The sequence below is a fragment of the Streptomyces sp. NPDC048353 genome, from assembly GCF_055587165.1.
On record NZ_JBVJGU010000007.1, the window covers coordinates 81612 to 106620 of the forward strand.

Below are 25009 nucleotides of genomic sequence, written 5' to 3' on the forward strand. Positions count from 1 at the left end.
GGAGAACGGGAGCGGCCTCATGAACCTCGGCGTGCGCTGGAGCCTGCACGGCGACGGACGGACACCCGCTCCCGGAGCCGTGGTCCGGCCGGACGAGCGGCTCTCGTGGCCCCGTACGGTCGGACTCGGCGCCCAGCACGTGGTGGCCATGTTCGGCGCGTCCTTCGTCGCCCCGGTGCTGATGGGTCTCGACCCCAACCTCGCGATCATGATGTCGGGTGTCGCGACGGTCATCTTCCTGCTCGCGACCCGGGGGACGGTGCCCAGCTATCTGGGCTGCTCGCTCTCCTTCGTCGGGGTCGCCGCCGCCATCCGGGCCTCCGGAGGCACCAGCGCCACCGTCACCGGCGCGGTGTTCGTCGTCGGCGTGGTCCTCTTCTTGGCGGGCCTGGCGGTACGGAAGTTCGGCGCGCGGATCATCCACGCGGCGATGCCCCCGATCGTCACCGGCGCCGTCGTCATGCTGATCGGCTTCAACCTCGCCCCGGTCACCGCGGCCACCTACTGGCCGCAGGACCAGTGGACGGCGCTCCTGGTGATGCTCTTCACCGGTCTGGCCGTGGTCTGCCTGCGCGGCTTCTGGTCGCGCATCGCGATCTTCCTCGGTCTGATCTTCGGCTACGGCATCTCGTGGATCTTCGACCTGGCCTTCGGGAAGATCCACTCGATGTCCCCGGGCGGCCAGGTCACCGACCACTGGCGACTCGACCTCTCCGGCGTCTCGCAGGCCGACTGGATCGGCCTGCCGTCCTTCCACGGCCCCTCCTTCGAGTGGTCCGCGATCCTGGTCGCGCTGCCCGTGGTGATCGCACTGATCGCCGAGAACGCCGGACACGTCAAGGCCGTCGGCGAGATGACCGGGGACTCGCTCGACGACAAGCTGGGCACGGCGGTCGCCGCGGACGGCGCCGCCTCGATGCTGTCCACCGCCGTGGGCGGCCCGCCGAACACCACGTACTCCGAGAACATCGGCGTCATGGCCGCCACCCGCGTCTACTCCACCGCCGCCTACTGGGCCGCCGCCGGCTTCGCGCTGCTCTTCGGCCTCTGCCCGAAGTTCGGCGCGGTCGTCGCCGCGATCCCCGGCGGAGTGCTCGGCGGCATCACGGTGATCCTGTACGGCATGATCGGCCTGCTCGGCGCCCAGATCTGGATCAACGCCAAGGTCGACCTGCGCAACCCGCTCAACCTGGTTCCGGCCGCGGCGGGCATCATCATCGGCGTCGGCGGGGTGAAGCTGACCTTCACCGACACCTTCGAGCTGGGCGGCATCGCGCTCGGCACGCTCGTCGTGATCACCGGCTACCACGTCCTGCGGGCCTTCGCCCCCGAACACCTCAAGCGGCAGGAGCCCCTGCTGGACTCGGGCACCAGCTCGTACGAGGGAGAGGGGCCCGGGAACGGCGGCCGTCCCCGCGACGGGCGCCGGCCCGGGGAGGGCGGCACGGGCGGGGAGCCCGCCGACAAGCCGTAGCCGGATTCGCCCGTTCTGGGTAAGCCCGGCCGGGAGAGTTCCCTCGCGGCCGGGCTGCTGGAAGTCTGCCCCCATGGCGCAGACCCAGCAGATCGACACCGGGCAGCTCGACGACGAGCGGATCGACACCGAGGGCATCGGCCTCCCCGGCGTGGACGCCCCTGGCGTGGGCACCGACGGGGTGGGTGCCGCCGGCGTGATCGCCCGCGGCGCGGGAGCCGCGGCGGGGGCCGGCATCGAGATCGCGGAGATCGGGCCCTTCACGGCGATCGACCCGGTGGTGGACCGGATGCGGACCATCCGGTCGGCCTGGCACCCCACCGACGGGGTCGCGGTCTTCAACCGGGTCTATCTGACCGTGACGGAGGAGATCGGCCACGCCATCGACGCCGGCACCTTCGCCGACCGCAGGGCGGCCGCCGCCCTCGACGTCCGCTTCGCGGAGCGCTACCTCTCCGTGGTCGACGCCGTCGCCACCGGCGGCCCCGCCCCGGCCTGCTGGCGGCCGCTCTTCACCTACCGCCGCCACCCCGGCGTGAGCCCGCTGCAGTTCGCGCTCGCCGGGATCAACGCGCACATCGGCCACGACCTGGCCCTCGCGGTGGTCGACACCTGCCGGGCGCTGGAATGCGAGCCCGCGGAGCTGGAGGACGACTTCGACCGGGTCGGCGACGTCCTGGTCCTCCTGGAGGAGCGCATCCGCGAGGAGCTGATGCCGGGTCCGGACCTCCTGGAGATCGCGGACCCGCTGACGCACCTGCTGGGCTGCTGGAGCCTGGACCGGGCCCGCGACGGGGCGTGGCTCGCCGCGCGCTCACTGTGGCAGCTGCGGGAACTGCCCGACCTGGCCGAGGAGTTCGCCGAACGCCTCGACCGGTCGGTGGGTCTGGTGGGGCGGATGCTGCTGACGCCGCTCGCACAGCGCGGCTGACCACTCTCGCGGCCGCTCGCGCGCCGATGCTGTCCGCCCCACTCCCCCAACGGCGTCAGTCCTCCGGAAGTTCCACCGGCGCGATGTCGTCGTAGACGTCGCCCGGGCCGGGGTTGGTGGCGTCGGTGGCACCGCCGAAGTGGTGCATCACGCCCCACACCGCGTTCAGCGCGGTCTGCACGGCGCCCTCGGCCCAGCCGGCCGTCCAGGAGATGTCGTCGCCCGCGAGGAAGATGCCCCGCTTGTCCTCGGGCAGCCGGTCCTGCATGAAGTGCGTGAACAGGCGGCGCTGGTAGCGGTAGTGGCCCGGCAGGTTCGCCTTGAAGGCGCCCATGAAGTAGGGCTCGTTCTCCCAGGAGACGGTCACCGGGTTGCCGATGATGTGCTTCCGGATGTCGACGTTCGGGTAGATCTCGCCGAGCGACTTCAGCATGACCTCCATCCGCTCGTTGGCGGACAGCGGCAGCCACTTCAGGCTGTCGTCGCACCAGGTGTACGAGAGGCAGATCACGGCCGGCTTGTCCGGACCGTCGTCCAGGAGGTAGGTGCCGCGGGTCATCCGGTCGGTCAGCGTCATCGACATGACGTCCCGGCCGGTCGGGTTCCCCTGGGCGTCGACGGCCTTGTCCAGCCAGAACGGCCGGTCCACGGGCACGAAGAGCTTGGAGCTCTCCATGTAGTGGGTGCGCTCGATCGCCGTCCAGTGGTCGATCGGGAAGAGCGAGTCGTCGCAGGCGATCTTGGAGAGCAGCATCCAGGACTGGGCGGTGAAGATCGCCGCCTGGTACGTGCGGATGTCGCCGGAGGCGTCCGTGACGGTGATGCGGTTGCCGGCGGTCCGGTTCAGCCGGGTCACGGCCGGCTTCGGGTCGCCGTCGTGCAGCGAGGAGAGCGACGTCCCCTGCGCCCAGTGCACGATCTTCTGCGGCTCGCGCTCCCACAGGCGCAGCGGCAGCTGCTGGGAGCCGCCCACGATGCCGCGGTGGTGGTCGTCGGCCTCGGTGTAGACGACCCGGAGGATCTCCAGGATGGAGTTCGGGAAGTCGGTGTCCCAGCCGCCGGTGCCGAAGCCGACCTGGCCGAAGATCTCGCGGTGACGGAAGGACTTGAACGACTCCGAGTCGCACAGGAAGCCGTAGAAGGTCTGGTTGTCGAGCTTCTCGACGAGCTTGGCCCAGATCTCACGGATGCGCGGGACGTCGCGCTCGCGCATGGCCTGGTTCATGTCGGAGAAGTCGGCGCCCTCCTCCAGACAGGCGTTCCACGCGGCGGCGACGTCGCGGTAGACCTGCGGCAGGTCGTCCACGGTCTCGGCGTAGTGCGACTCGCCCTTGAGGTCGACGACGGTCGACGGGGTCGACTCGGCGAGCGGGTTCGGGAAGGGCTCCGTCTCCAGGCCCACCAGGTCGATGTAGTGCTGGAAGGCCGTCGAGGAGGGCGGGAAGCGCATGGCGCCCATCTCGGCGGTCAGGCCCTCGGTGCCGGTGCCCTCGAAGCCGACGGTGCGCAGCCGGCCGCCGATCCGGTCGGCCTCGTAGACGACGGGCTTGAGGCCCATCTTCATCAGCTCGTAGGCGGCGATGATGCCGGAGAGACCGCCGCCGATGACGGCGACCTCGGTGCCGTGCTCGGTCGCCGGTATCTGGCCGAGTCCGGCCGGGTGGGCCAGGAAGTCGTCGTAGGCGTACGGGAAGTCCGGACCGAACATGGTGATCGGCGGCTGCGCGTCGGTGTGCTGGACGGCGGTGGGCACCGTGGACGTCATGGGGTTCGGACTCCTTGCACGGAAAGACTGGGGAGGGGGGCAGGCGGGAGGGCGGGAGGGCCGACGGGCGGGGGGCTCAGACCAGTGAGCCGTACAGACCGGGGCGGCGGTCCCGCAGATACGGGTTGTCCGCCCGGGAGGCCGCCAGGACCTCGGGGTCGACGTCGCCGAGGATCAGCTCCTCGCCCCGGCCGGCGCGGGCCCGGGCGGTGCCGTCGGGGCCGGCGAGCGCGGAGAGGCCGACGAACTCGTACTCCCCCTCCTGCCCGGCCCGGTTGGCGTACGCCACGTACATCTGGTTCTCGAAGGCGCGCACCGGGACGACGGACTCGGCGACGACCTCGGCGGGGTGCATGAGGGCGGTCGGCACGAGCAGCAGGTCCGTGCCGGCCAGGGCCTGCGCCCGCACGTTCTCCGGGAACTCGACGTCGTAGCAGATCATCAGGCCGACCGTGAGGCCGCCGATCCGCGTCTGGACGACGGTGTCGTCGCCGGGCGTGAACCACTGCTGCTCGAAGCCGCCGTAGAGGTGCGTCTTGCGGTAGCGCGCCAGTACGGCGCCGTCGGGGCCGAAGAGCTGGGCGGCGTTGTAGAGCACCCCGTGCCGGTCGGTGTCCCGCTCCGGGTACCCGTACCCGACGGCCACTCCGTGGCGGACGGCGACGGCGGCGACGGCCCGGGCGGAGGGGCCGTCCGCCGGCTCGGCGAGGCGCGCCATGTCGGCGCCGATCGCGTAGCCGGTCAGGAACAGCTCCGGAGCGAGCAGCAGCCCGGCGCCGGCGGCCGCCGCGCGGGCGGCGGCCTCGTCGAGGACCTTCAGATTGGCGGCCACGTCACCGAGCTCACCGGAGCTCTGGAGCAGGGCGATGCGCAGCGCGGGCATGGTGATCCTCTGAAGGTCCGGAGTGCGGGGGAGACGTCAGAAACGGTACGGTTTCGCGCTCGTCCGGGACAAGGCGCGACCGTTGCGGACCGACCGTCGAAGCGTTGCGCGATCCTCCGGCCCCACGGCGATTCGTTGCGCCCCCGTCCGCCGCGGCCTTCATGCCGACGGCGTGGGCTGCTGATCACCGCCGGGGCCGGGGCTCCGCCGGGCCGCGGGCGGCCAGGGGCGGTGCCGGAGCCACGGCCCCGCGCCGCCTCTGGCCCTAGGGCGCGTCCGGAAAGTAGCGCCGTCTGCCCGCAGGGCAGGGCCCGCGGCGTCTGGTGCGTGCGATCGCAAGGCGGAGGGTCGCCCTCGTACTGGGCGTACTCGGGTGATCCCGACAACGCAGCGTGGGGGCACCTCCCGTGCCCGAAGGGCTACGGGGGAGCGTGCCAGGCGTCGCGGGCCAGGCGGGACTTTCCGGACGCGCCCTACGCCGGCGAGCCGGAGGAGAAGCGCCGCAGCAGCGGCGAGAGCACCAGGACCGACTTGGTGCGCTCCACGAAGGGCTCGCCCGCGATCCGCTCCAGGACCCGCTCGAAGTGGCGCATGTCGGAGGCGAAGACCTGCACGACGGCGTCCGCGTCACCGGTGACGGTCGACGCGGACACCACCTCGGGATACCGCTCCAGACCTCGCCGGATGTCGTTCGGCGAGGTGTTGTGGCGGCAGTAGATCTCGACGAACCCCTCGGTCTCCCAGCCGAGCGCCGCCGGGTCCACCCGTACGGTGAAGCCGGTGATGGCGCCCTCGGCCCGCAGCCGGTCCACGCGCCGCTTCACGGCGGGCGCGGAGAGACCGACGAGCGAGCCGATGTCGGCGTAGGAGCGACGGGCGTCCTCCGCGAGGGCGTGGACGATGCGTTCGTCGAGGTCGTTGAGTCGCACTACGGGTGGATCACTTCTCTGGGTCGGAGGCCACGACGTCGGTGGCCAGGCGGGAGCGGCGCATGCCGTACAGGAAGTAGAACACGAGGCCGACCGCCATCCACACACCGAAATACGCCCAGGTGATCAGGTCGAGGCTGTACATGCTGTACGCGCAGAAGGCGAAGCCGAGCACCGGGAAGACCGGGCCGAAGGGCACCTTGAAGGAGCGCTCCATGTCGCGCCGGGTGTAGCGGAGCACCACGACGGCGATGTTGACCAGGGCGAAGGCGAAGAGCGTGCCGATGCTGGTGGCGTTGACCAGTTCGCCGAGGGGGACGGCGGCGGCGAGGATGCCGCAGAAGAGCGAGACGATCACGGTGTTGGCGCGGGGCGTCCCGGTCTTGGGGTTCACCTTGCGGAAGACCTTGGGCACGAGCCCGTCGCGGGACATCGCGAAGAGGATCCGGGTCTGGCCGTAGAGCACGGTCAGGACGACGCTGGCGATGGAGATCACGGCGCCGGCGGCGAGCAGGGTGCCCCAGAAGCTCTGGCCGGTGACATCGTTCATGATCGCGGCGAGGGTGGCATCGGTGCCGGCGAACTTCTTCCAGTCCCAGGCGCCGACGGCGACGGCCGCGACGAGGACGTACAGCGCGGTGACGATCACCAGCGACAGCATGATCGCCCGCGGCAGGTCGCGCTTGGGGTTCTTGGCCTCCTCACCGGCGGTGGAGGCGGCGTCGAAGCCGATGTACGAGAAGAACAGGATGGCCGCGGCGGCGCCGATGCTCTCCCGGCCGAGCGGCATGAAGTCCGAGTAGTTGCCGGAGTCGAAGCCGATGAAACCGACCGTGCAGAAGAGCACGAGCGAGGCGATCTTGACGAAGACCATGATCGTGTTCGCGCGGGCGGACTCCTTGGCGCCGCCGAGCAGGAACATCATGGCGAGCACGACGACGATCAGGGCCGGCAGGTTGAACACGCCGCCGTCGCCGGGGGGCGCGGAGAGCGCCGCCGGGAGGGTGACCCCGATGGTCCCGTCGAGCAGCTCGTTGAGGTAGTCGCCCCAGCCGACGGCCACGGCCGCGACGGAGACGCCGTACTCCAGGAGCAGGCACCAGCCGCAGATCCACGCGACGACTTCACCCATCGTTGCGTACGCATACGAATAGGAGGAGCCGGCGACGGGGATGGTGCCGGCCAGTTCGGCGTACGAGAGGGCCGAGAACAGGGCGGTGAGGCCGGCCAGCACGAAGGCGACGGTGACGGCCGGTCCCGCCTCGGGCACCGCCTCGCCGAGCACGACGAAGATGCCCGTGCCCAGCGTCGCGCCGATGCTGATCATCGTCAGCTGCCACATCGAGAGCGAGCGGCGGAGCGAGCCGCCCTCACCCTGACCACCCTCGGCGACCAGCAGTTCTACCGGCTTGCGCCGGATCAGGGCGGAGAGCCCGGAAGACTTGGGGACGGTCGGCTCGGTGGCCGGCGGGGCTGTGCCTTGATCCAGCACTGCGGGGGCTCCTTGATCGCTGCCTGTCGGGACGCGACGACCGCGGCGGCACGCGAGCAGGGGGAAGGAGCCCGCGAGGGATGGGGGACCGCCGAGCAGACGGTCGCCGCCACTCCTGGTACGAGGCACGAGCCTAAGGGGTGAAGCTTCGCGGTTGTAATGCAGGGTTGTTGCGCACCTGTGGATGATCATTGCGCTCTGGCGGCGGGGACGGGGAAACATTGCGCCCCGTCGCATGAATCGACACATCGAGGTGTGAAGCGCCCCTTCCCGGTGCAGGGACTCCTCATGCCGGATGACCCGCTCTGCGACCCCCTGTCGTCCCCCCGACCGCCGGGGACGGCGGCGACGGCCTGGCTGGAACCGGAGCCTTTCCTGCGCGGTACGGCATGGCTCGACCGGGGGCGGGCGGTGCGCGCCGACCCCGCCGATCTCGACCGGCTGCCGTGGGACACCGCCGAGCGGGCGGCGCTGCCGATCGGGGTCCGGGTCGAGTTCACGGCGACGCCGGGGACCCGGGAGGTCGAGCTGCGCTATCGGACGTCCGCGCCCGGGGCGCTGCCGCACTGCTTCGCCCTGTGGCAGGGCGGGCGGTGCGTGCGCGAGGTCCTGACGGACCCGGCCGGGGAGGCGACGGTCCGGCTTCCGCTGCCGCCGGAGGGGGGCACGTTCACCGTCCACCCGCCCGAGAGCCGCGGGCCGGCCGTCCTCGGCCTGCGGGCCGTCGGCGGCTCCCTCTCGCCCGCTCCGCGGCGTCCGCGCTGGCTGGTGCACGGCGACTCGATCACCGAGGGCTGGTGGTCGACCCGGCCCGCCCACTCCTGGCCCTCGACGGCGGGGCGGATGCTGGGCCTGGACACGGTCAACCTCGGCTACGCCGGCGGGGCACGCGGCGAGCTGCCCCTCGCCGAGCAGCTGGCGAGCCTGCCGGGCGAGGTGGTGACCCTCGCCTTCGGCACGAACTGCTGGTCGCGGGCGCCCGCTTCGGCGAGCCTGCTCCACGAGACGGTCCGGGCGTACGTCGGGCTCATCCGGCGGGGCCACCCGGACGTCCCGCTGCTGATCCTCTCCCCCGTGCTGCGCCCGGAGGCCGAGACCACCCGGAACGCCCTGGGCGCCACCCTGGGCGACCTGCGGACGGCGATGGAGGACGCGGGCCGGGAGCTGGCGGCGGAGGGCGACAGACGGCTCCTGGTGCTCTCCGGCAAGCCGCTGCTCGGCCCGGAGGACCTGGCGGACGGTCTGCACCCGAACGACCGGGGACACGCCCGGATGGCGGCGGCGGTGACGGAGGCGTTGCGGCCGCACGTACCGGCCTGACGGGCCGTAGTCCCGCCGGCGCCGCCGGGGGTACGGCGAAGGCCCCCGCGAGTCGCCTCGCGGGGGCCTTCGGCGTACAGGGGCCGGGTGGATCAGCTCCAGCTGGCGTGCAGCGGCTTGCCCTCGGCGTAGCCGGCGGCGCTCTGGATGCCGACGACGGCCTTCTCCTCGAACTCGGCCAGCGAGGCGGCGCCCGCGTAGGTGCAGGAGGAGCGGACGCCCGCGATGATCGAGTCGATCAGGTCCTCGACGCCGGGGCGGGCCGGGTCGATGAACATCCGCGAGGTCGAGATGCCCTCCTCGAAGAGCGCCTTGCGGGCCCGGTCGTAGGCCGACTCCTCGCTCGTGCGGTTGCGCACCGCGCGGGCGGAGGCCATGCCGAAGGACTCCTTGTAGTACCGGCCCTCGGCGTCCTGGTGGAGGTCGCCCGGGGACTCGTAGGTGCCGGCGAACCAGGAGCCGATCATCACGTTGGAGGCACCGGCGGCGAGCGCCATGGCGACGTCGCGGGGGTGTCGGACACCGCCGTCGGCCCAGACGTGCTTGCCGTACTTCTTCGCCTCGGCGGCGCACTCCATGACGGCGGAGAACTGCGGCCGGCCGACGCCGGTCATCATGCGGGTGGTGCACATGGCGCCGGGGCCGACACCGACCTTGATGATGTCCGCGCCGGCCTCGATGAGGTCGCGGACGCCCTCGGCGGCGACGATGTTGCCGGCGACGATCGGGACGTGCGGGTCGAGGCCGCGGACCGCCTGGATCGCGGCGATCATCGACTCCTGGTGGCCGTGCGCGGTGTCCACGACGAGGGTGTCCACACCGGCGTCGAGGAGCTGCTTGGCCTTGCCCGCCACGTCGCCGTTGATGCCGACGGCGGCGGCGATGCGCAGCCTGCCCCGGTCGTCGGTGGCGGGGGTGTACAGGGTCGCGCGCAGGGCGCCCTTGCGGGTGAGGATGCCGGCCAGACGCCCGTCCTTGTCGACGGCCGGGGCGTAGCGGCGGTTGGCGTGGTCCAGCTTGTTGAACGCCTCGCGGGGCTCGATGTCGGCGTCGAGGAGCAGCAGGTCCTTGGACATGACCTCGGAGAGCTGGGTGAAGCGGTCCACGCCGGAGAGGTCGGCGTCGGTGACGACACCGACCGGGCGGCCGTCCTCGTCGACGACGACACCGGCGTCGTGCGCCCGCTTGGGGAGCAGCGACAGGGCGTCCGCGACGGTCTGATGCGGGGCCAGGACGATGGGGGTATCGAGGACGTGGTGCCGGCTCTTGACCCAGGAGATGACGTCGGTGACGACCTCGATCGGGATGTCCTGGGGGATGACGACGATGCCGCCGCGGCGGGCGACGGTCTCGGCCATGCGGCGGCCGGCGATCGCGGTCATGTTGGCGACGACCAGCGGGATCGTCGTACCGGTGCCGTCGGGCGAGGAGAGGTCGACGGCCTGTCGGGAGCCGACCGCCGAGCGGCTCGGCACCATGAACACATCGTCGTACGTGAGGTCGTACGGCGGCTTGACGTCATTGAGGAAACGCACGTGCTGAACATCCCAGTCGTTCGGAGTGGCCCCTAGGCATTTCAGCCAGGGGAAAAAGCACGTAGTTCATTGTCCCACGCCCGTCCGTATACCAGTCCCGGGCGTTTCATCCGAGGCTTGCGGCACCCTCTTCGTCGGATCCTCCAGGAGGGCCGCCCCCGGGAGGAGTCGGTGGGCGGGCGTGCGGGGAACCGCGCCCGGCGCCCGGTAGGTACGGGGAGTCCGGCCGCCACCGGGTGAGACGCCAGAGGCACAGGGCAACGACGCCCGTCACCTCCGGGGCCGCGGGGGGGGCGGGACCGTGGGTGGTGGGGCGCCGGACGCCTCGGCCGGGCGGAGTGGCGTCAGACGCCGTCCGGGTCGGCGCGCTCCAGGGCGGGGCGGGGGCCCGGGGCCGCCTCGGCGAGGAGGTAGTCCGCGGCGGCGCGGTCGGTGACGAGGCTGGTGACGAGCCCCGAACGCAGCACCGCCCCGATGGCGGCGGCCTTGCGCTGGCCGCCCGCGATGGCGACGACCTCGGGGATGCGGCGCAGCCGGTCCGCCTCGACCGTGATGCAGCGCTCGCCCAGGTCGCGTCCGACGCGGCGGCCCTCGGCGTCGAAGAGGTGCGCGGACATCTCGGCGGCGACGCCGAGGGAGGCGTAGTGGGCCCGCTCCTCGTCGGTGAGCATGTCGTGCACGGTGGAGATGCCCGGCTCCCAGGAGCCGATGGAGACGCAGGCGACGGTGACCTTGTCGAAGTACTCGAAGGCGCGGGCGATGCCGGTCTGGTTGCGCAGCGCGGCCGCCGTGGCGGGGTCGGGCAGCAGCATGGGGGCGTAGATGGGGTGGGCCTCGCCGCCCGAGACCTGGGCGGCTCTGCGTACCGCCTCGACGGAGCCGCGCTCGGCGGTGCCGGCGTCGTACACGCCGGTGAGCTGGACGACCGTGCACGGGGGCAGCCGGTCGAGCGCCGCCGCCATGTGGATCGTGGAGCGGCCCCAGGCCAGGCCCAGAACGTCTCCCTCGGCGACCAGCTCGCCGAGCAGGTCGGCCGCGACCTCGCCGAGGTTCTCCGGGTCGGGCGACTCGTCCTCGCCCTCCGCCGGGGACTCGACGACGACCGCGTGGCGGAGCCCGAAGCGGGCGCGGAGCGCGTCCGAGCGCTCGGCGTCCAGCTCGGCGGGTACGCGGATCTCGATGCGCACGAGGTCGCGTTCGAGGGCGGTCTCCAGGACCCGGGCCACCTTGAAGCGGCTCACGCCGAACTCCTCGGCGATCTGAATCTTGGACTTGCCCTCGAGGTAGAAGCGGCGGGCCATGGCCGCCGCCTGCACCAGCTCCGCGGGTCCCATCCGCAGGGCTGACCGTCCCGCCGAGATACCCGCCACCGCGATCTCCTCACTCCTGCTGTTCACGTACCGCTGCTCGCGTCTGCTCGCGTCACCGCTGGTCACACGTCACTGCTGTTCACACTCTGGCTCGACGTTCATCCTGTCAGATGCGACGGGCCCTGATCAGTCCTGTCGGCCCTCCGACGGGCCGCGTTCATCTCCCGGAGGCTCAGTGGCCACACGCCCACGCCGCCGAGGCGGTCGCGGCCTCGGCCTTCGCGCGGAGGGCGCGGACGGCCTCGGCGGGGTCCTGCGCGCCGTAGACGGCGGACCCGGCGACGAAGACGTCGGCCCCGGCCTCGGCGCAGCGCTCGATCGTGGACTCCGAGACGCCGCCGTCGATCTGCAGCCACAGCTCCAGGCCGTGCTTGGAGATCAGCTCACGGGTACGGCGGATCTTGGGCAGCATGATGTCGAGGAAGGCCTGGCCGCCGAAGCCGGGCTCGACCGTCATGATCAGCAGCATGTCGAGCTCGGGGAGGAGGTCCTCGTAGGGCTCGATGGGCGTGGCGGGCTTCAGCGCCATCGACGCCCGCGCCCCCTTGGCGCGGATCTCCCGCGCCAGCCGTACGGGAGCGGCCGCCGCCTCCACGTGGAAGGTGACGGAGCCGGCCCCGGCCTCGACGTACTGCGGGGCCCAGCGGTCGGGGTCCTCGATCATGAGGTGGCAGTCCAGCGGGATGTCCGTCGCCCGGCTGAGGGACTCGACGATCGGCACGCCCAGGGTCAGGTTGGGCACGAAGTGGTTGTCCATGACGTCGACGTGCAGCCAGTCGGCGCCGTCGACGGCCCTGGCCTCCTCGGCGAGGCGGGCGAAGTCTGCGGACAGGATGCTGGGATTGATCTGCGCCATGTGCCAAGCCTGCCATGTTCTTGGGCACTTCTTTGCCGCGGTGCGGTTTCGGTTCGCACGAGCTGCGGCCGGACCGGGTCGAAGGGCGTCACAGGGCGGGCATACGGGGCTTTTCGCCTGCCCCGCCGGCCGGACCGGCTCCGTCCGGCCGGCGTCGCCCGGCCGGTTTCGCGTCATCGCGGGGGTCGGGCCGGGGTTGCCCCGGCCTCTCCCCCTCCCTGCCGCCGGCGTCAGGCCGTGCGGCGCAGCAGGGCCAGGTACATCGCGTCGGTCCCGTGGAGGTGGGGCCAGAGCTGGACGTCGGGGCCGTCGCCGAGGGCGGGGACGTCCGGCATGAGGGGGCGCGCGTCGATCCACTCGGCCTCGACGGCGGGGCCGCCCCGGCCCTTGAGGACGTCCTCGACGACCACCCGGGTCTCGGCGAGGTGCGGCGAGCAGGTCGCGTACCCGACGATTCCGCCGACGCGGACCGCCGACAGCGCCTCGCGCAGCAGCCCGCGCTGGAGGGTGGCGAAGCCGTCGAGGTCCTCCGGCCGGCGGCGCCAGCGGGCCTCGGGGCGGCGGCGCAGTGCGCCAAGACCCGAGCAGGGCACGTCCATCAGGACCCGGTCGAAGGAGCCGGGGCGCCACGGCGGGCGGGTGCCGTCGGCGGCGATGACCTGGTACGGGCCGGGGTTGCCGGCCAGCGCTCGCTCCACGAGCCGGGCGCGGTGCGGCTGCTTCTCGGAGGCGAGCAGCGCGGCGCCGCGTTCCGCCGCGAGGGCGCCCAGCAGCGCGGCCTTGCCACCGGGGCCGGCGCATCCGTCGAGCCAGCGCTCGTCGCGGCCCTCCAGGGGCGCGTGGGCGAGCGCGATCGCAACCAGCTGGCTGCCCTCGTCCTGGACGCCCGCCCGCCCCTCGCGGACCGCCTCGATGGCTCCGGGCTCGCCGCCCTCGGCCAGCCGGACGGCGTAGGGCGACCAGCGCCCGGGCAGCACCGATTCCTCGCCGAGGACCTCGTGCAGCTCCTGGGTGGTGGAGCGGCCGGGCCGGGCCACCAGCGTGACCTCGGGCCGCTCGTTGTCGGCCTCCAGCAGGTCCTCGATGCCGGCCCGTCCGCCGCCGAGGGCGTCCCAGAGCGCGGAGACCACCCAGCGGGGGTGGGAGTGGACGACCGACAGGTGGTCCTCGGCGTCCTTCTCGTACGGCGGGGCGACCCGGGCGACCCAGGTATCGAAGTCGTCCTGCGAGATCTTGCGCAGCACGGCGTTCACGAACTTGGCGCGGCCGTCGCCGAGGACGACCCGGGCCAGCTCCACGGTCGCCGAGACGGCCGCGTGGGTGGGGATGCGGGTGCCGAGCAACTGGTGCGCGCCGAGGGAGAGCACATCGAGCACGGGCGGGTCGACCTCCCGCAGCGGGCGGTCGATGCAGGCGGCGACGATCGCGTCGTACGTCCCCTGGCGGCGCAGCGTCCCGTACACCAGCTCCGTCGCGAGGGCCGCGTCACGCGCCTCGAACTTCTCCGGCCCTTCCTTCTCGCGGGCCTTCTTCAGCAGCGGGGGCAGCACCAGGTTGGCGTAGGCGTCCCGCTCGTCGACGGCCCTGAGCACCTCGAAGGCGAGGATCCGGACGGGATCCTTCTGGGGGCGGCGGTAGGGCTTGGGGGGACGGCGACGTGCCTGCTCGCTCAAAAGGTGCTCCGCTGACGAAGTGAGAGGTTGATCCCTCTCAGCCTACGTCCGCCCGCCACGGAGCCCCGCCCGGCCCGGTCGACCGGGCCGGACCCTGCGGCTCGACACACCCCCTAGGCGCCGACGCGCTCCCCGGGGGCGATCCGCACGCCCCGCGCCCAGTCGGCGGCCTTCATCGGCTTCTTGCCCTGGGGCTGGACCCAGAGCAGCTCGACGGCGTACGAGCCGGTGCCGACGAAGACGTTGTTCTTGCCGGCCGCGAGCTGGCCGGGCGCCAGGTCCGTGCGGTCCGGTACGGGCAGGGCCTGGATCAGCTTGAGCCGCTCGCCGCGGAAGACGGTCCAGGCGCCGGGGGCCGGGGTGCAGCCGCGCACCACCCGGTCCACGCGGAGTGCCGGGGCGGAGAAGTCGACGTGCGCGTCCTCGACCTGGATCTTGGGGGCGAGCGTGACGCCCTCGGCGGGCTGCGGGACGGCCTTCAGGGTGCCGTCCTCGATGCCGTCCATGGTGGCGGCCAGCAGTCCGGCGCCGGCGAAGGCGAGCCGGGTGAGCAGATCGCCGCTGGTGTCGGTGGGCCGGACGTCCTCGGTGATCACGCCGTAGACGGGGCCGGAGTCGAGCCCTTCCTCGATGAGGAACGTCGACGCGCCCGTCACCTCGTCCCCGGCCATGACGGCGTGCTGCACGGGTGCGGCGCCGCGCCAGGCCGGCAGCAGCGAGAAGTGCAGGTTGACCCAGCCCTGGGCGGGGATGTCGAGGGCGACCCGGGGCAGCAGGGCGCCATAGGCGACGACCGGGCAGCAGTCGGGGGCGATCTCGCGCAGCCGGGCGAGGAAGGCCTCGTCCCGTGGCTTGGCGGGCTTGAGCACCTCGATCCCGGCCTCCTCCGCGCGCTGGGCGACCGGACTGGCGACCAGGTGCCGGCCGCGGCCCGCGGGGGCGTCCGGGCGGGTGACGACGGCGGCCACCTCGTGCCGCCCGGAGGCGAGCAGGGCGTCCAGGGCGGGTACGGCGACCTCGGGGGTGCCTGCGAAGACCAGCTTCACTCGGGAAAACCTCGCATCTTCAGTGTCGACCCCGCCCACGGGTGCCGGCCGGCGGTCCGGGGGCCGCCCCCCGGGAAAGCGCGGCGTCGGGACTGACTGACTGTCCGTCGGGGCGGTCGGCGGGCAGCGCACCAGTCTAGGGCGCGGGGCCCGAGGGGGCGTACGTGAGCCTGAGCGCCCTGTGCATATGCGTGTACGCCCCCGCAGCGTGACCCAAGCTCGGGTGGCGCGTTGGTCAAGAGAGATTGACCTTAAGCGGGCCGCCCCTTCGTCGTGGCCCGACCCTATTCCACGCCGGTTCGAGAGGCTTTCACATGGCCGACCACGCAACCCACGACGCCCAAGCCCGGGCAAGTCTGCACCTGTTGGTGCGGGACATCGAGCGGGTCCGGCGGCAGGTGGACGCACTGCGCACGCTCACGGCCCAGTTGGGCAATGTCTACCGCCCGCGTCGCTCCGGCCCGTCCACGGGCTTCGTCGTCTACGGCCGGGCCCCCGCCCCGACCGTCCGCCTCGCGCAGGAGCTGCGGGACAGCGTCGAGACGCTGGTGACGGCGGCGGTCGACTTCGACCGCTCGCTCGGGTTCTCGTGGGACGCGGTGGGCTCGGCGCTCGGAGTCACGAAGCAGGCCGTCCACCGCCGGTACGGCGCCCGCCGCGCGCCCCAGCAGGCGGGCGGCGTCGTGGAGCAGGAGCGCGCGCCGGAGCCGGTCGTCCCGACGCGCCCGCTGCCGGTGGTCCCCTCGGCCCGCCCGATGCCCCCGCAGCCCTCCCCCGCCGCCGTCCCCCAGTCCCTCCGCGAGGACCACCGCCCCCCGGCCTTCCCGACCCCCCGCAACGGCTGACCCCTCCCCACGGCCGCCCGCCCACCCATGGGCCGGGCGGCCGCCCCGCGCCCGGCGCGGGCCCGAGGCCTCGGCGGTCCGGGCGGCCCGACGAACGCCGCCGTCTCTGCGGTCCCGCGGGCGCAGGCCCCCCGCCCGGAGCGGGCAGGAGGGCTCAGCGGCCCAGCGGCTCGCGCGCCCCGAGGCGCGGCGGCCCGCCACCTCGTCGACGGGACGGTCCAGGCCCTCCGCGGGGCCTCAGCCGATGTCCGGCGGGTCCACGCGGATGCGGACCGGGTCGCCGCCGCCGCGGGCCAGTCGAGAGGCCTGGGCCTTTTTCAGGGCGGCCGCGAGGGCCGCGCCGTTGCCCGGGGGGACGCGGATCAGGGCCCGTTCCCACTGCTTTCCCGGTGGGGTGTCGCCGGGGCGGCGGGGCCCTCCCGGACGGGAGACCGGGAGCTCCACCGGCCCCAGGAGCTCCGCGCCGGCGGGGAGTTCGGCGGCGGCCAGAAACGTCGCCACCGCCTCCGGCGGTCCCGAGACCGCCGCCATCCGCGAGACCGGCGGAAAGCCCAGCTCCGCCCGCTCCGCCAGCTCCCGCTGGGCATGCCCGACGGGGTCCCACCGGACGAGCGCCTGCACCGGCCGGAGCGTCGGCTCCGCGACCACCACGACCGTGCCGCCCTCGCCCTGCCCCCGCACCAGCGAGGCCGCGTCGATCCAGCGGCGCAGGGCCTCCTCGCCCGCGCGCAGGTCCGGGCGGCCCAGCATCGCCCAGCCGTCCAGGAGCAGGGCGGCGGCGTACCCGCCCTCCGCGACGGGCTCGGCCCCGGGGGTCGAGACGACCAGGGCCGGGCGGCCGGGCACCCGGTCCAGGATGTGGTCGCGCCCGGACGTCCGCACCGGCACCGCCGGGAAGGCGCGCCCCAGCTCCTCCGCCGTCCGCCGCGCCCCCACCACCTGGGCGCGCAGCCGCGTCGAGCCGCACTCGACGCAGTGCCAGTCGGCCGCGCCGCGCGCGCACCAGCCGCACCGCAGCTCGCGCTGCTCCGGCGCCTCCAGCGGCCCGGCGCAGTGCCGGCACCGGGCGGGGGTCCGGCACCGCTCGCAGGCCAGCCGGGGGACGTAGCCCCTGCGGGGGACCTGGACGAGCACGGGGCCGGTCTTCAGGCCCTCCCGTACCGCCTGCCAGGCTAGCGAGGGCAGCCGGGCGGCCCGCGCGGCCTCGTCGCGGGCGAGGTCGGTGTCGCCGACGGTCCGCACGAGCGGCGCGGCGGCCCGGACCTGGTCGCGGCCGGCGACCAGCGGCCGGGCCCAGCCGGACTCCACGAGCTGCGCGGCCTCGACCGTGCAACTCGTACCGCCCAGGAGGAAACCGCAGCCGTCGTGCGCCGCGCGCAGCAGCAGGACGTCACGCGCGTGCGGCTGCGGGGCGTGCGGCTCGCTGTGGCTGCCGTCGCCGTCGTCCCAGATGACGACCAGGCCCAGGTCCCGCACCGGGGCGAACATGGCGGCCCGGGTGCCGACGACGGCCCGCACCGAGCCCCTCCGCACCGCGAGCCACTGGGCGTACCGCTTTTCGGGGCCGGTCTCGGCCGTCAGCATGGCGTGCCGTCCCTCGCCGAGGACCCGGCCGAACGCCTCGTCGACCCGGCTCGCCGCCCGTCCGTCGGGGACCACGACGAGGGCCCCGCGCCCGGAGGCGAGCGTGGCGGCGACGGCGCGGGCCAGCTCCTCCGCCCAGTGCGGGCCCGGCAGCGCGTTCCAGACCGCGCGCGGCGCCCCGCCCCGCGCCAGGGACTCCAGGAACGCCGGACCCTGGTCGTACCGCCCCCAGGTGCCCGGCTCGGGCGCCGCGGGCGGTGGCAGCGGCTCCGGGGAGGGCTTGCCCTCCGCCCGTGCGCTGCGCGGCGGGACGGCCAGCTGCAGGACGTCGGCCAGGCTTCCCGCGTACCGGTCGGCGACGGCCCGCGCCAGCCCAAGCAGCTCGGTGCTCAGGACGGGCTCGGGCGAGACGACGTCGGCGAGCGCGGCCAGCGCCCCCGGATAGTCGGACTCGGCGCGGCGCTCGACCAGGAAGCCGTCGATCAACCGCCCGCCCTCGCGCCGCCCGTCCCGGACCTGATGCGCTCCGGCCCCGAACCGGACCCGCACCCGGACTCCCGGGCGGGCGACGGCGTCCAGCTCCTCCGGCACGGCGTAGTCGAAGAACTGGTCGAGGTGGAGCACGCCCTTGTTGACCACCACCCGGGCCACCGGCAGCTCGGCGGCCAGTTTGGCGCCGCGCCAGGTCCGCGGCTTGGCCCGCGGGACCTTGGCCTTGCGGACCGTCTCCCGGATGAGCGCGAGCTGCTCGGGCGGCTCACCGGCCGCCCCCTCGGGGTTCTCGTTCGCGCTGCTCACAGCCTCATACCTACCAGACCCCACCGACAGCCCGGGCCGGCGCCCGGCGGCCCCGCCTCCCCCCGGGCGGCCCCTGGGAAGGCGGAAGCCCGGCTCCCCCACGAGGGAGCCGGGCTTCCGGAGCCTGCCGTACGGAGCCGACGGCCGTCGCTTACAGGCCGGCGGCCGTGCGCAGCGCGTCGACGCGGTCGGTGCGCTCCCAGGTGAAGTCCGGCAGCTCGCGGCCGAAGTGGCCGTAGGCGGCGGTCTGGGAGTAGATCGGGCGGAGCAGGTCGAGGTCGCGGATGATCGCGGCCGGGCGGAGGTCGAAGACCTCGGAGATGGCCTGCTCGATCTTGTCGGTCTCGATCGTGTTGGTGCCGAAGGTCTCGACGAAGAGACCGACCGGCTCCGCCTTGCCGATGGCGTACGCGACCTGGACCTCGCAGCGCGAGGCGAGGCCGGCGGCCACGACGTTCTTGGCGACCCAGCGCATGGCGTAGGCGGCCGAGCGGTCGACCTTGGACGGGTCCTTGCCGGAGAAGGCGCCACCGCCGTGGCGGGCCATGCCGCCGTACGTGTCGATGATGATCTTCCGGCCGGTCAGTCCCGCGTCGCCCATCGGGCCGCCGATCTCGAAGCGGCCGGTCGGGTTCACCAGGAGGCGGTAGCCCTCGGTGTCCAGCTTGATGCCGTCCTCCAGGAGCTGCTTGAGGACGTGCTCCACGACGAACTCGCGGATGTCGGGCGCGAGCAGCGACTCGAGGTCGATGTCCGAGGCGTGCTGCGAGGAGACCACGACGGTGTCGAGACGGACGGCCTTGTCGCCGTCGTACTCGATGGTGACCTGGGTCTTGCCGTCGGGGCGGAGGTACGGGATGGTCCCGTTCTTCCGGACCTCGGTCAGCCGCTTGGAGAGGCGGTGTGCGACGTGGATCGGCAGCGGCATCAGCTCGGGGGTCTCGTCCGAGGCGTACCCGAACATCAGGCCCTGGTCGCCGGCACCCTGCTTGTCCAGCTCGTCCTCGTCGCCCTCGACGCGCTTCTCGTACGCCGTGTCGACACCCTGCGCGATGTCCGGGGACTGCGACCCGATGGAGACCGAGACGCCACAGGAGGCGCCGTCGAAGCCCTTCTTCGAGGAGTCGTACCCGATCTCGAGGATCTTGTTCCGCACGAGGGTGGGGATGTCGGCCCACGCCTTGGTGGTCACCTCACCGGCGACGTGGACGAGACCGGTGGTGATCAGCGTCTCGACGGCCACGCGGGAGGTGGGGTCCTCGCGGAGAAGCGCGTCGAGAATGGTGTCGCTGATCTGGTCAGCGATCTTGTCGGGGTGACCCTCGGTCACGGACTCCGAGGTGAACAGACGACGGGACACAACGCTCCCTGGGGTTGCAGCGGCTGCTGGCTCAATGCATGGTGCGGACCGGCAGGGGGCTGCGCCCCTCGACGTTCCGCGGCCAGTCTATCGGTCATGGTCGCGTATGGGACCGGGTGTCTCGCAAGGTGGCGGTCCGAACGTGGGTGAATCGGCCCGGTCGGAGGACGAGGAGGCCCTGTCCGACCGTCCCAAAGGGCCGGTTTCGTCGGATTCTACGCGGAGAGCGGCCGCAGGCGCGGCGTCACGAGGTCCCAGACCGTCTCCGCGAGCGCCTCCTTCGGCCCGTACGGTACGGGCGTCTCGGCGCCGTCCGCGGCGAGGACCACGGCCTCGTTCTCCTCCGACCCGAAGGTCTTGCGCTCGCCCACCTCGTTGACGACCAGCAGGTCGCACCCCTTGCGGCGGAGCTTCTCGCGGCCGTGGGCGAGGACGTCGTCGGTCTCGGCGGCGAAGCCGACGACGACCTGGCCGGGCAGGGCCCGGTCGGCGGAGATCTCGGCGAGGATGTCGGGGTTACGGACCAGTTCGACGACGGGCGCCTCGACGTCGTCGGTCTTCTTGATCTTCCCGGGGGCGTAAACGGCCGGGCGGAAGTCGGCGACGGCGGCGGCCATCACCACGGCGTCGGCGTCGGCGGCCGCCTTGAGGACGGCCTCGCGCAGCTGGACGGCGGTGCCGACGTGCACGACGTCGACGCCGGCCGGGTCGGGGATGCCGGTGTTGGCCTCGACGAGGGTGACCCGCGCGCCCCGGGCGGCGGCGGCCTTGGCGAGGGCGTACCCCTGCTTCCCGGAGGAACGGTTGCCCAGGTAGCGGACCGGGTCGAGGGGCTCGCGGGTGCCGCCCGCGCTGACCACGACGTGGCGGCCGGCGAGGTCGGGGGCGGCGGCGCCGCGCGCCAGGACCCTTCGGCAGACCTCGAAGATCTCGGCGGGCTCGGGCAGTCGCCCCTTGCCGGTGTCGACGCCGGTCAGGCGGCCGACGGCGGGCTCGATGACGACGGCGCCGCGGCGGCGCAGGGTGGCGACGTTCTCCTGGGTGGCGGGGTGCTCCCACATCTCGGTGTGCATCGCCGGGGCGAAGACGACGGGACACCGGGCGGTGAGGAGGGTGTTCGTCAGCAGGTCGTCGGCGAGGCCATGGGCGGCCTTGGCGAGCATGTCGGCGGTGGCGGGGGCGACCACGACGAGGTCGGCGGCCTGCCCGATGCGGACGTGCGGGACCTCGTGGACGGTCTCCCAGACCTCGGTCGAGACGGGGTTTCCGGAGAGCGCGGACCAGGTGGCGGCGCCGACGAAGTGGAGGGCGGCGTCGGTCGGGACGACGCGGACGTCGTGGCCGGACTCGGTCAGCCGCCGGAGCAGCTCGCACGCCTTGTAGGCGGCGATGCCGCCGCTCACCCCCAGGACGACCTTCGGCTGTGCCACCACTGCTGCTCCCCGCACTCGGATGCGTACGACTCCATGAGACACCACAGGCCCGGCGGATGGTCCGCCGGGCCTGTGGTGACGAGCGTCACGCGCTCGTGGACGTGCTTACTGCGCCGGCCCCTCGATGGCCTCGGAGGTCAGCAGACCCGCGTTGATCTCCCGCAGGGCGATCGAGAGCGGCTTCTCGTGGACGTGGGTGTCCACCAGCGGACCGACGTACTCGAGCAGGCCCTCGCCGAGCTGCGAGTAGTACGCGTTGATCTGACGCGCGCGCTTGGCCGCGTAGATCACGAGGCTGTACTTCGAGTCGGTGGCCTCGAGCAGCTCGTCGATCGGCGGGTTGATGATGCCCTCGGGCGCGGTGATGGAAGAGGACACGCTCTAGCCTTCCGAAGAAACTTCTGGGTGAGCTGATCGGGACGATCAGATCCAGGTGATCAGTGATAGATCAGACAACGTTCATCAAGGCTAGCAGCTCACGCGCCACGTCCTCGACGGAGGTGTTGACCAGGGTGGTGTCGAACTCGGTCTCGGCGGCCAGCTCGATCTTCGCCGCCTGGAGCCGGCGCTCGATCACCTCGGGCGACTCGGTGCCGCGGCCGGTGAGGCGGCGGACCAGCTCGTCCCAACTCGGCGGGGCCAGGAAGACCAGCTGGGAGTCGGTCATCGACTCCTTGACCTGGCGGGCGCCCTGGAGGTCGATCTCCAGGAGGACGGGCTCGCCCGCCTCCAGTCGCTCCAGGACCGCCTGCCGGGGCGTGCCGTAGCGGTTGCCCGCGAACTCGGCCCATTCGAGGAGCTCACCGTTGGCGACCAGCTTGTCGAACTCGTCGTCCGAGACGAAGAAGTACTGGACGCCGTGCTTCTCGCCCGGCCGGGGCTTCCGTGTCGTGGCCGACACCGAGAGCCAGACCTCGGGGTGGACCTTGCGCATATGAGCGACGACCGTGCTCTTGCCGACCCCTGAGGGGCCGGAGAGCACGGTCAGTCGCGGACGAACCTCTGCTGCCATGCAGCGATTATTCCAGTGGTTCACCCCCGCTTGCGCAGGGGAGAGGCTGCATGCCGGATATGTCCCGAAAGATCAGGCTCCGGTGCTGCCGAACTCGCGCTCCAGGGAGGCGATCTGGTTGGAGCCGAGACCGCGCACGCGGCGGCTTTCGGAGATGCCGAGTCGCTCCATGATCTGCTTGGCGCGGACCTTGCCCACGCCCGGCAGGGACTCCAGCAGCGCGGAGACCTTCATCTTGCCGATGACGTCGTTCTCCTGGCCACTCTTGATGACCTCGTGGAGCGAGGCACCGGAGTGCTTGAGTCGATTCTTGACCTCGGCCCGCTCCCGGCGAGCCGCGGCGGCCTTTTCGAGCGCGGCTGCGCGCTGTTCAGGGGTAAGGGGCGGAAGAGCCACGCCTACGTCACCTCGGATGTCGAACTGTCGGATACGGACCGGTGAGGAACCTAGTCGCCCCACACCAGTGGAGCAACGATCAACGCAGTCTCCGTTGAACGCTGACTCTGCCCCGGAGACTAGCGGCCTATGCCTCTCCAGTCAGCGAGAACAGCGGAAAAGTCCTGGTCAGCATCGACCGACCAGGACTTTCCCGGCATATCGACCGGCTTTTCGGCCAAGTTTTTGTCAAAGGGTGAGACGGCTCCGACCTGCGGATTGGTCAGATGTGCGGTTTCGCGGCCACGGCCTCGCGGATTTCGTCGGCGTAACGCTCAGCCGAGGCGCGCAGGGCGGCGGCGTCCGGGCCCTCCTTCAGGACGCCCCTGCTGACGTTCGGGACGACGTCGCGGACCGCCGCGCCGAAGACCGCCGGGAGGTCGGCGGGGGTCGCGCCCTGGGCGCCGATGCCGGGGGCCAGGAGGGGGCCGTTGATGGCGAGGTCGAAGGAGGAGAGGTCGCCGAGGGTGGCGCCGACGACCGCGCCGAAGGAGCCCATCGAGGTCTCCCCCGCGTTCTCCTCCGCGAGGTGGGCCAGCATGGTCGCGGCGACGGTCCGGCCGTCCTCGCGCACGGCCCGCTGGACCTCGGCGCCCTCCGGGTTGGAGGTGAGGGCCAGCACGAAGAGTCCGGCGCCGTTCTCGCGGGCGAGGTCGACGGCGGGGCGCAGGGAGCCGTAGCCGAGGTACGGGGAGACGGTCAGGGCGTCGGAGAAGAGCGGGGAGTCCTTGTGCAGGAAGGTCTCCGCGTAGGCGGCCATCGTGGAGCCGATGTCGCCGCGCTTGGCGTCCATGACGACCAGGGCGCCGGCCGCGCGCAGCTCGGTGACGGCCCGCTCCAGGACCGCGATGCCGCGCGAGCCGAAGCGCTCGAAGAAGGCGGTCTGGGGCTTGAAGACCGCCACCTGGTCGGCGAGCGCCTCGACGACGGTGCGGGTGAAGGTCTCCAGGCCCGTGACGTCGTCGTTCAGGCCCCAGGAGGCCAGCAGGGAGGCGTGCGGGTCGACGCCGACGCAGAGCGGGCCGCGCTCGTCCATGGCGGTCCGCAGGCGGGCGCCGAAGGAGAGGGGCCGGCCGACGGGCGTCGTCGAGGGTCGGGGGTCGGGCGACGGGAGTGCGGTCACTGGACGGCGGCCTTTCGGTTGTCGGCGCCGACGGCCTCGGCGAGGGTGGCGTACGGGGAGGTGGCGAGGCGGGCGGCGAGGCCCTTGTGGATCGCGCGGGCGTAGAAGGGGCCTTCGTAGATGAATGCGCTGTAGCCCTGGATCAGGGTGGCTCCGGCGAGGATCCGCTGCCAGGCGTCCTCGGCGTTCTCGATGCCGCCGACGCCGACCAGGACGATCCGGTCGCCCACGCGCGCGTGGAGGCGGCGGAGGACCGCCAGGGAGCGCTCCTTGACGGGCGCTCCGGAGAGGCCGCCGGTCTCCTTCACCAGGGCGGGGTCGGACGTCAGGCCGAGCCCCTCGCGGGCGATGGTGGTGTTGGTGGCGATGATGCCGTCGAGGCCCAGCTCCAGGGCGAGGTCGGCGACGGCGTCGACGTCCTCGTCGGCGAGGTCGGGGGCGATCTTGACCAGGAGGGGGACCCGGCGGTCGGTGACCGTGCGGTCGGCCGCCTCCCGTACGGCGGTGAGCAGCGGGCGCAGCGACTCGGTGGCCTGGAGGTTGCGCAGGCCGGGGGTGTTGGGCGAGGAGACGTTCACGACGAGGTAGTCGGCGTGGGCGGCGAGGCGCTCGGTGGACTTCACGTAGTCGGCGGCGGCCTCGGCCTCGGGGACGACCTTGGTCTTGCCGATGTTGACGCCGACGACGGTCCTGAAGACCGGCACGCGCGCGTGGAGGCGGGCGGCGACGGCGGCGGAGCCTTCGTTGTTGAAGCCCATGCGGTTGATCAGCGCGCGGTCGGGGACCAGCCGGAAGAGCCGCTTCTTGGGGTTGCCGGGCTGGGCCTCGCCGGTGACGGTGCCGATCTCGACGTGGTCGAAGCCGAGCATGGCCATGCCGTCGATGGCGACGGCGTTCTTGTCGAAGCCGGCGGCGAGGCCGAAGGGGCCGTGCATGCGCAGGCCGAGCGCCTCGGTGCGCAGCTCCTTGTAGCGGGGCGCGAGGGCGGCGGCGACGAAGGTGCGCAGGACGGGGACGCGGGCGGCCAGGCGGATCCAGCGGAAGGCCAGGTGGTGCGCCTCCTCCGGGTCCATGCGCTTGAAGACGAGGTGGAAGAAGAACTTGTACATGGAGGTGTCCTCACCAAGAGGGGGACACCGTTTCCG

Annotated in this window: 21 protein-coding genes; 4 read left to right on the forward strand and 17 right to left on the reverse strand. The window is 72.8% G+C overall.

Annotated elements, in window-relative coordinates; genetic code table 11:
• Positions 1 to 19 precede the first annotated feature (19 nt).
• Both ACZ6RC_RS24490 and ACZ6RC_RS24495 read left to right on the forward strand, forming a co-directional pair.
• Positions 20 to 1474, forward strand: a complete 1455-nt coding sequence (locus tag ACZ6RC_RS24490; protein ID WP_469586933.1) for a uracil-xanthine permease family protein — start codon at positions 20 to 22, stop codon at positions 1472 to 1474.
• Between the two features lie 235 nt (positions 1475 to 1709).
• Positions 1710 to 2405 (forward strand): DUF5995 family protein, encoded by a 696-nt coding sequence (locus ACZ6RC_RS24495; protein WP_391145355.1) that lies wholly within the window; start codon positions 1710 to 1712, stop codon positions 2403 to 2405.
• A gap of 55 nt (positions 2406 to 2460) precedes the next feature.
• On the opposite strand, the gene ACZ6RC_RS24500 is transcribed toward ACZ6RC_RS24495, so the two are convergent.
• The 4 genes from ACZ6RC_RS24500 to ACZ6RC_RS24515 form a co-directional block, all read right to left on the reverse strand.
• Positions 2461 to 4170 carry a flavin monoamine oxidase family protein gene (locus tag ACZ6RC_RS24500; protein WP_391145149.1) on the reverse strand — a complete coding sequence of 570 codons (1710 nt, stop codon included), beginning with the start codon at positions 4168 to 4170 and terminating at the stop codon, positions 2461 to 2463.
• A gap of 76 nt (positions 4171 to 4246) precedes the next feature.
• A complete protein-coding gene (locus ACZ6RC_RS24505) occupies positions 4247 to 5053 on the reverse strand; it encodes a carbon-nitrogen hydrolase family protein (protein ID WP_469586936.1) in 807 nt (268 codons plus the stop codon).
• A gap of 473 nt (positions 5054 to 5526) precedes the next feature.
• Complete coding sequence (locus ACZ6RC_RS24510) at positions 5527 to 5982, reverse strand: Lrp/AsnC family transcriptional regulator (RefSeq protein WP_030204433.1); 456 nt, start codon at positions 5980 to 5982, stop codon at positions 5527 to 5529.
• Between the two features lie 10 nt (positions 5983 to 5992).
• Entirely contained in the window at positions 5993 to 7474 is a 1482-nt protein-coding gene (locus ACZ6RC_RS24515; protein WP_469586941.1) for an amino acid permease, read from the reverse strand.
• A 288-nt stretch (positions 7475 to 7762) separates the two neighbouring features.
• On the opposite strand from ACZ6RC_RS24515, the gene ACZ6RC_RS24520 reads away from it, so the two are divergent.
• Positions 7763 to 8794, forward strand: a complete 1032-nt coding sequence (locus ACZ6RC_RS24520; protein WP_469586945.1) for a GDSL-type esterase/lipase family protein — start codon at positions 7763 to 7765, stop codon at positions 8792 to 8794.
• 92 nt (positions 8795 to 8886) lie between these two features.
• Here ACZ6RC_RS24520 and ACZ6RC_RS24525 read toward each other — a convergent pair whose 3' ends face one another.
• The 5 genes from ACZ6RC_RS24525 to fmt all read right to left on the reverse strand — a co-directional run bounded on the left by ACZ6RC_RS24525 (position 8887) and on the right by fmt (position 15274).
• Positions 8887 to 10329: a GuaB1 family IMP dehydrogenase-related protein gene (locus ACZ6RC_RS24525; protein WP_391145140.1), complete on the reverse strand. Its 1443-nt coding sequence runs from the start codon at positions 10327 to 10329 to the stop codon at positions 8887 to 8889.
• Between the two features lie 344 nt (positions 10330 to 10673).
• Positions 10674 to 11663: a sugar-binding transcriptional regulator gene (locus ACZ6RC_RS24530; RefSeq protein ID WP_391145353.1), complete on the reverse strand. Its 990-nt coding sequence runs from the start codon at positions 11661 to 11663 to the stop codon at positions 10674 to 10676.
• A gap of 208 nt (positions 11664 to 11871) precedes the next feature.
• Complete coding sequence (gene rpe, locus ACZ6RC_RS24535) at positions 11872 to 12555, reverse strand: ribulose-phosphate 3-epimerase (RefSeq protein ID WP_391145137.1); 684 nt, start codon at positions 12553 to 12555, stop codon at positions 11872 to 11874.
• Positions 12556 to 12785: 230 nt separating this feature from the next.
• On the reverse strand, positions 12786 to 14228 hold the full coding sequence (locus ACZ6RC_RS24540; RefSeq protein WP_391145135.1) for an RsmB/NOP family class I SAM-dependent RNA methyltransferase: 1443 nt from the start codon (positions 14226 to 14228) through the stop codon (positions 12786 to 12788).
• A gap of 113 nt (positions 14229 to 14341) precedes the next feature.
• Positions 14342 to 15274 (reverse strand): methionyl-tRNA formyltransferase, encoded by a 933-nt coding sequence (fmt, locus tag ACZ6RC_RS24545; RefSeq protein ID WP_391145132.1) that lies wholly within the window; start codon positions 15272 to 15274, stop codon positions 14342 to 14344.
• A gap of 314 nt (positions 15275 to 15588) precedes the next feature.
• Between fmt and ACZ6RC_RS24550 the strand changes: the two genes are divergently transcribed.
• Entirely contained in the window at positions 15589 to 16119 is a 531-nt protein-coding gene (locus ACZ6RC_RS24550) for a hypothetical protein (RefSeq protein WP_469586951.1), read from the forward strand.
• Positions 16120 to 16356: 237 nt separating this feature from the next.
• Here ACZ6RC_RS24550 and ACZ6RC_RS24555 read toward each other — a convergent pair whose 3' ends face one another.
• The 8 genes from ACZ6RC_RS24555 to ACZ6RC_RS24590 all read right to left on the reverse strand — a co-directional run bounded on the left by ACZ6RC_RS24555 (position 16357) and on the right by ACZ6RC_RS24590 (position 24973).
• Positions 16357 to 18501 carry a primosomal protein N' gene (locus tag ACZ6RC_RS24555; protein WP_469586954.1) on the reverse strand — a complete coding sequence of 715 codons (2145 nt, stop codon included), beginning with the start codon at positions 18499 to 18501 and terminating at the stop codon, positions 16357 to 16359.
• A gap of 151 nt (positions 18502 to 18652) precedes the next feature.
• Positions 18653 to 19861, reverse strand: coding sequence for a methionine adenosyltransferase (gene metK, locus ACZ6RC_RS24560; protein ID WP_391145124.1), 1209 nt, complete (start codon positions 19859 to 19861; stop codon positions 18653 to 18655).
• A 215-nt stretch (positions 19862 to 20076) separates the two neighbouring features.
• On the reverse strand, positions 20077 to 21291 hold the full coding sequence (gene coaBC, locus ACZ6RC_RS24565) for a bifunctional phosphopantothenoylcysteine decarboxylase/phosphopantothenate--cysteine ligase CoaBC (protein ID WP_391145122.1): 1215 nt from the start codon (positions 21289 to 21291) through the stop codon (positions 20077 to 20079).
• 108 nt (positions 21292 to 21399) lie between these two features.
• Positions 21400 to 21672 carry a DNA-directed RNA polymerase subunit omega gene (gene rpoZ, locus ACZ6RC_RS24570; protein WP_005319902.1) on the reverse strand — a complete coding sequence of 91 codons (273 nt, stop codon included), beginning with the start codon at positions 21670 to 21672 and terminating at the stop codon, positions 21400 to 21402.
• Between the two features lie 70 nt (positions 21673 to 21742).
• Positions 21743 to 22306: a guanylate kinase gene (gene gmk, locus ACZ6RC_RS24575; RefSeq protein ID WP_391145118.1), complete on the reverse strand. Its 564-nt coding sequence runs from the start codon at positions 22304 to 22306 to the stop codon at positions 21743 to 21745.
• A 72-nt stretch (positions 22307 to 22378) separates the two neighbouring features.
• Entirely contained in the window at positions 22379 to 22702 is a 324-nt protein-coding gene (locus tag ACZ6RC_RS24580; RefSeq protein ID WP_030693098.1) for an integration host factor, read from the reverse strand.
• A gap of 262 nt (positions 22703 to 22964) precedes the next feature.
• On the reverse strand, positions 22965 to 23789 hold the full coding sequence (gene pyrF / locus ACZ6RC_RS24585) for an orotidine-5'-phosphate decarboxylase (RefSeq protein WP_469587482.1): 825 nt from the start codon (positions 23787 to 23789) through the stop codon (positions 22965 to 22967).
• 71 nt (positions 23790 to 23860) lie between these two features.
• Positions 23861 to 24973 carry a quinone-dependent dihydroorotate dehydrogenase gene (locus ACZ6RC_RS24590; protein WP_391145115.1) on the reverse strand — a complete coding sequence of 371 codons (1113 nt, stop codon included), beginning with the start codon at positions 24971 to 24973 and terminating at the stop codon, positions 23861 to 23863.
• Between the last annotated feature and the right edge of the window lie 36 nt (positions 24974 to 25009).

Excerpts from the sequence above, each read along its gene's own strand:
- ACZ6RC_RS24490 (WP_469586933.1), top strand. The coding sequence starts at position 20 with ATGAACCTCGGCGTGCGCTGGAGCCTGCACGGCGACGGACGGACACCC.
- ACZ6RC_RS24500 (WP_391145149.1), bottom strand. The coding sequence starts at position 4,170 with ATGACGTCCACGGTGCCCACCGCCGTCCAGCACACCGACGCGCAGCCG.
- ACZ6RC_RS24505 (WP_469586936.1), bottom strand. The coding sequence starts at position 5,053 with ATGCCCGCGCTGCGCATCGCCCTGCTCCAGAGCTCCGGTGAGCTCGGT.
- ACZ6RC_RS24520 (WP_469586945.1), top strand. The coding sequence starts at position 7,763 with ATGCCGGATGACCCGCTCTGCGACCCCCTGTCGTCCCCCCGACCGCCG.
- ACZ6RC_RS24530 (WP_391145353.1), bottom strand. The coding sequence starts at position 11,663 with ATGGGACCCGCGGAGCTGGTGCAGGCGGCGGCCATGGCCCGCCGCTTC.
- rpe (WP_391145137.1), bottom strand. The coding sequence starts at position 12,555 with ATGGCGCAGATCAATCCCAGCATCCTGTCCGCAGACTTCGCCCGCCTC.
- ACZ6RC_RS24550 (WP_469586951.1), top strand. The coding sequence starts at position 15,589 with ATGGCCGACCACGCAACCCACGACGCCCAAGCCCGGGCAAGTCTGCAC.
- gmk (WP_391145118.1), bottom strand. The coding sequence starts at position 22,306 with ATGGCAGCAGAGGTTCGTCCGCGACTGACCGTGCTCTCCGGCCCCTCA.
- ACZ6RC_RS24590 (WP_391145115.1), bottom strand. The coding sequence starts at position 24,973 with ATGTACAAGTTCTTCTTCCACCTCGTCTTCAAGCGCATGGACCCGGAG.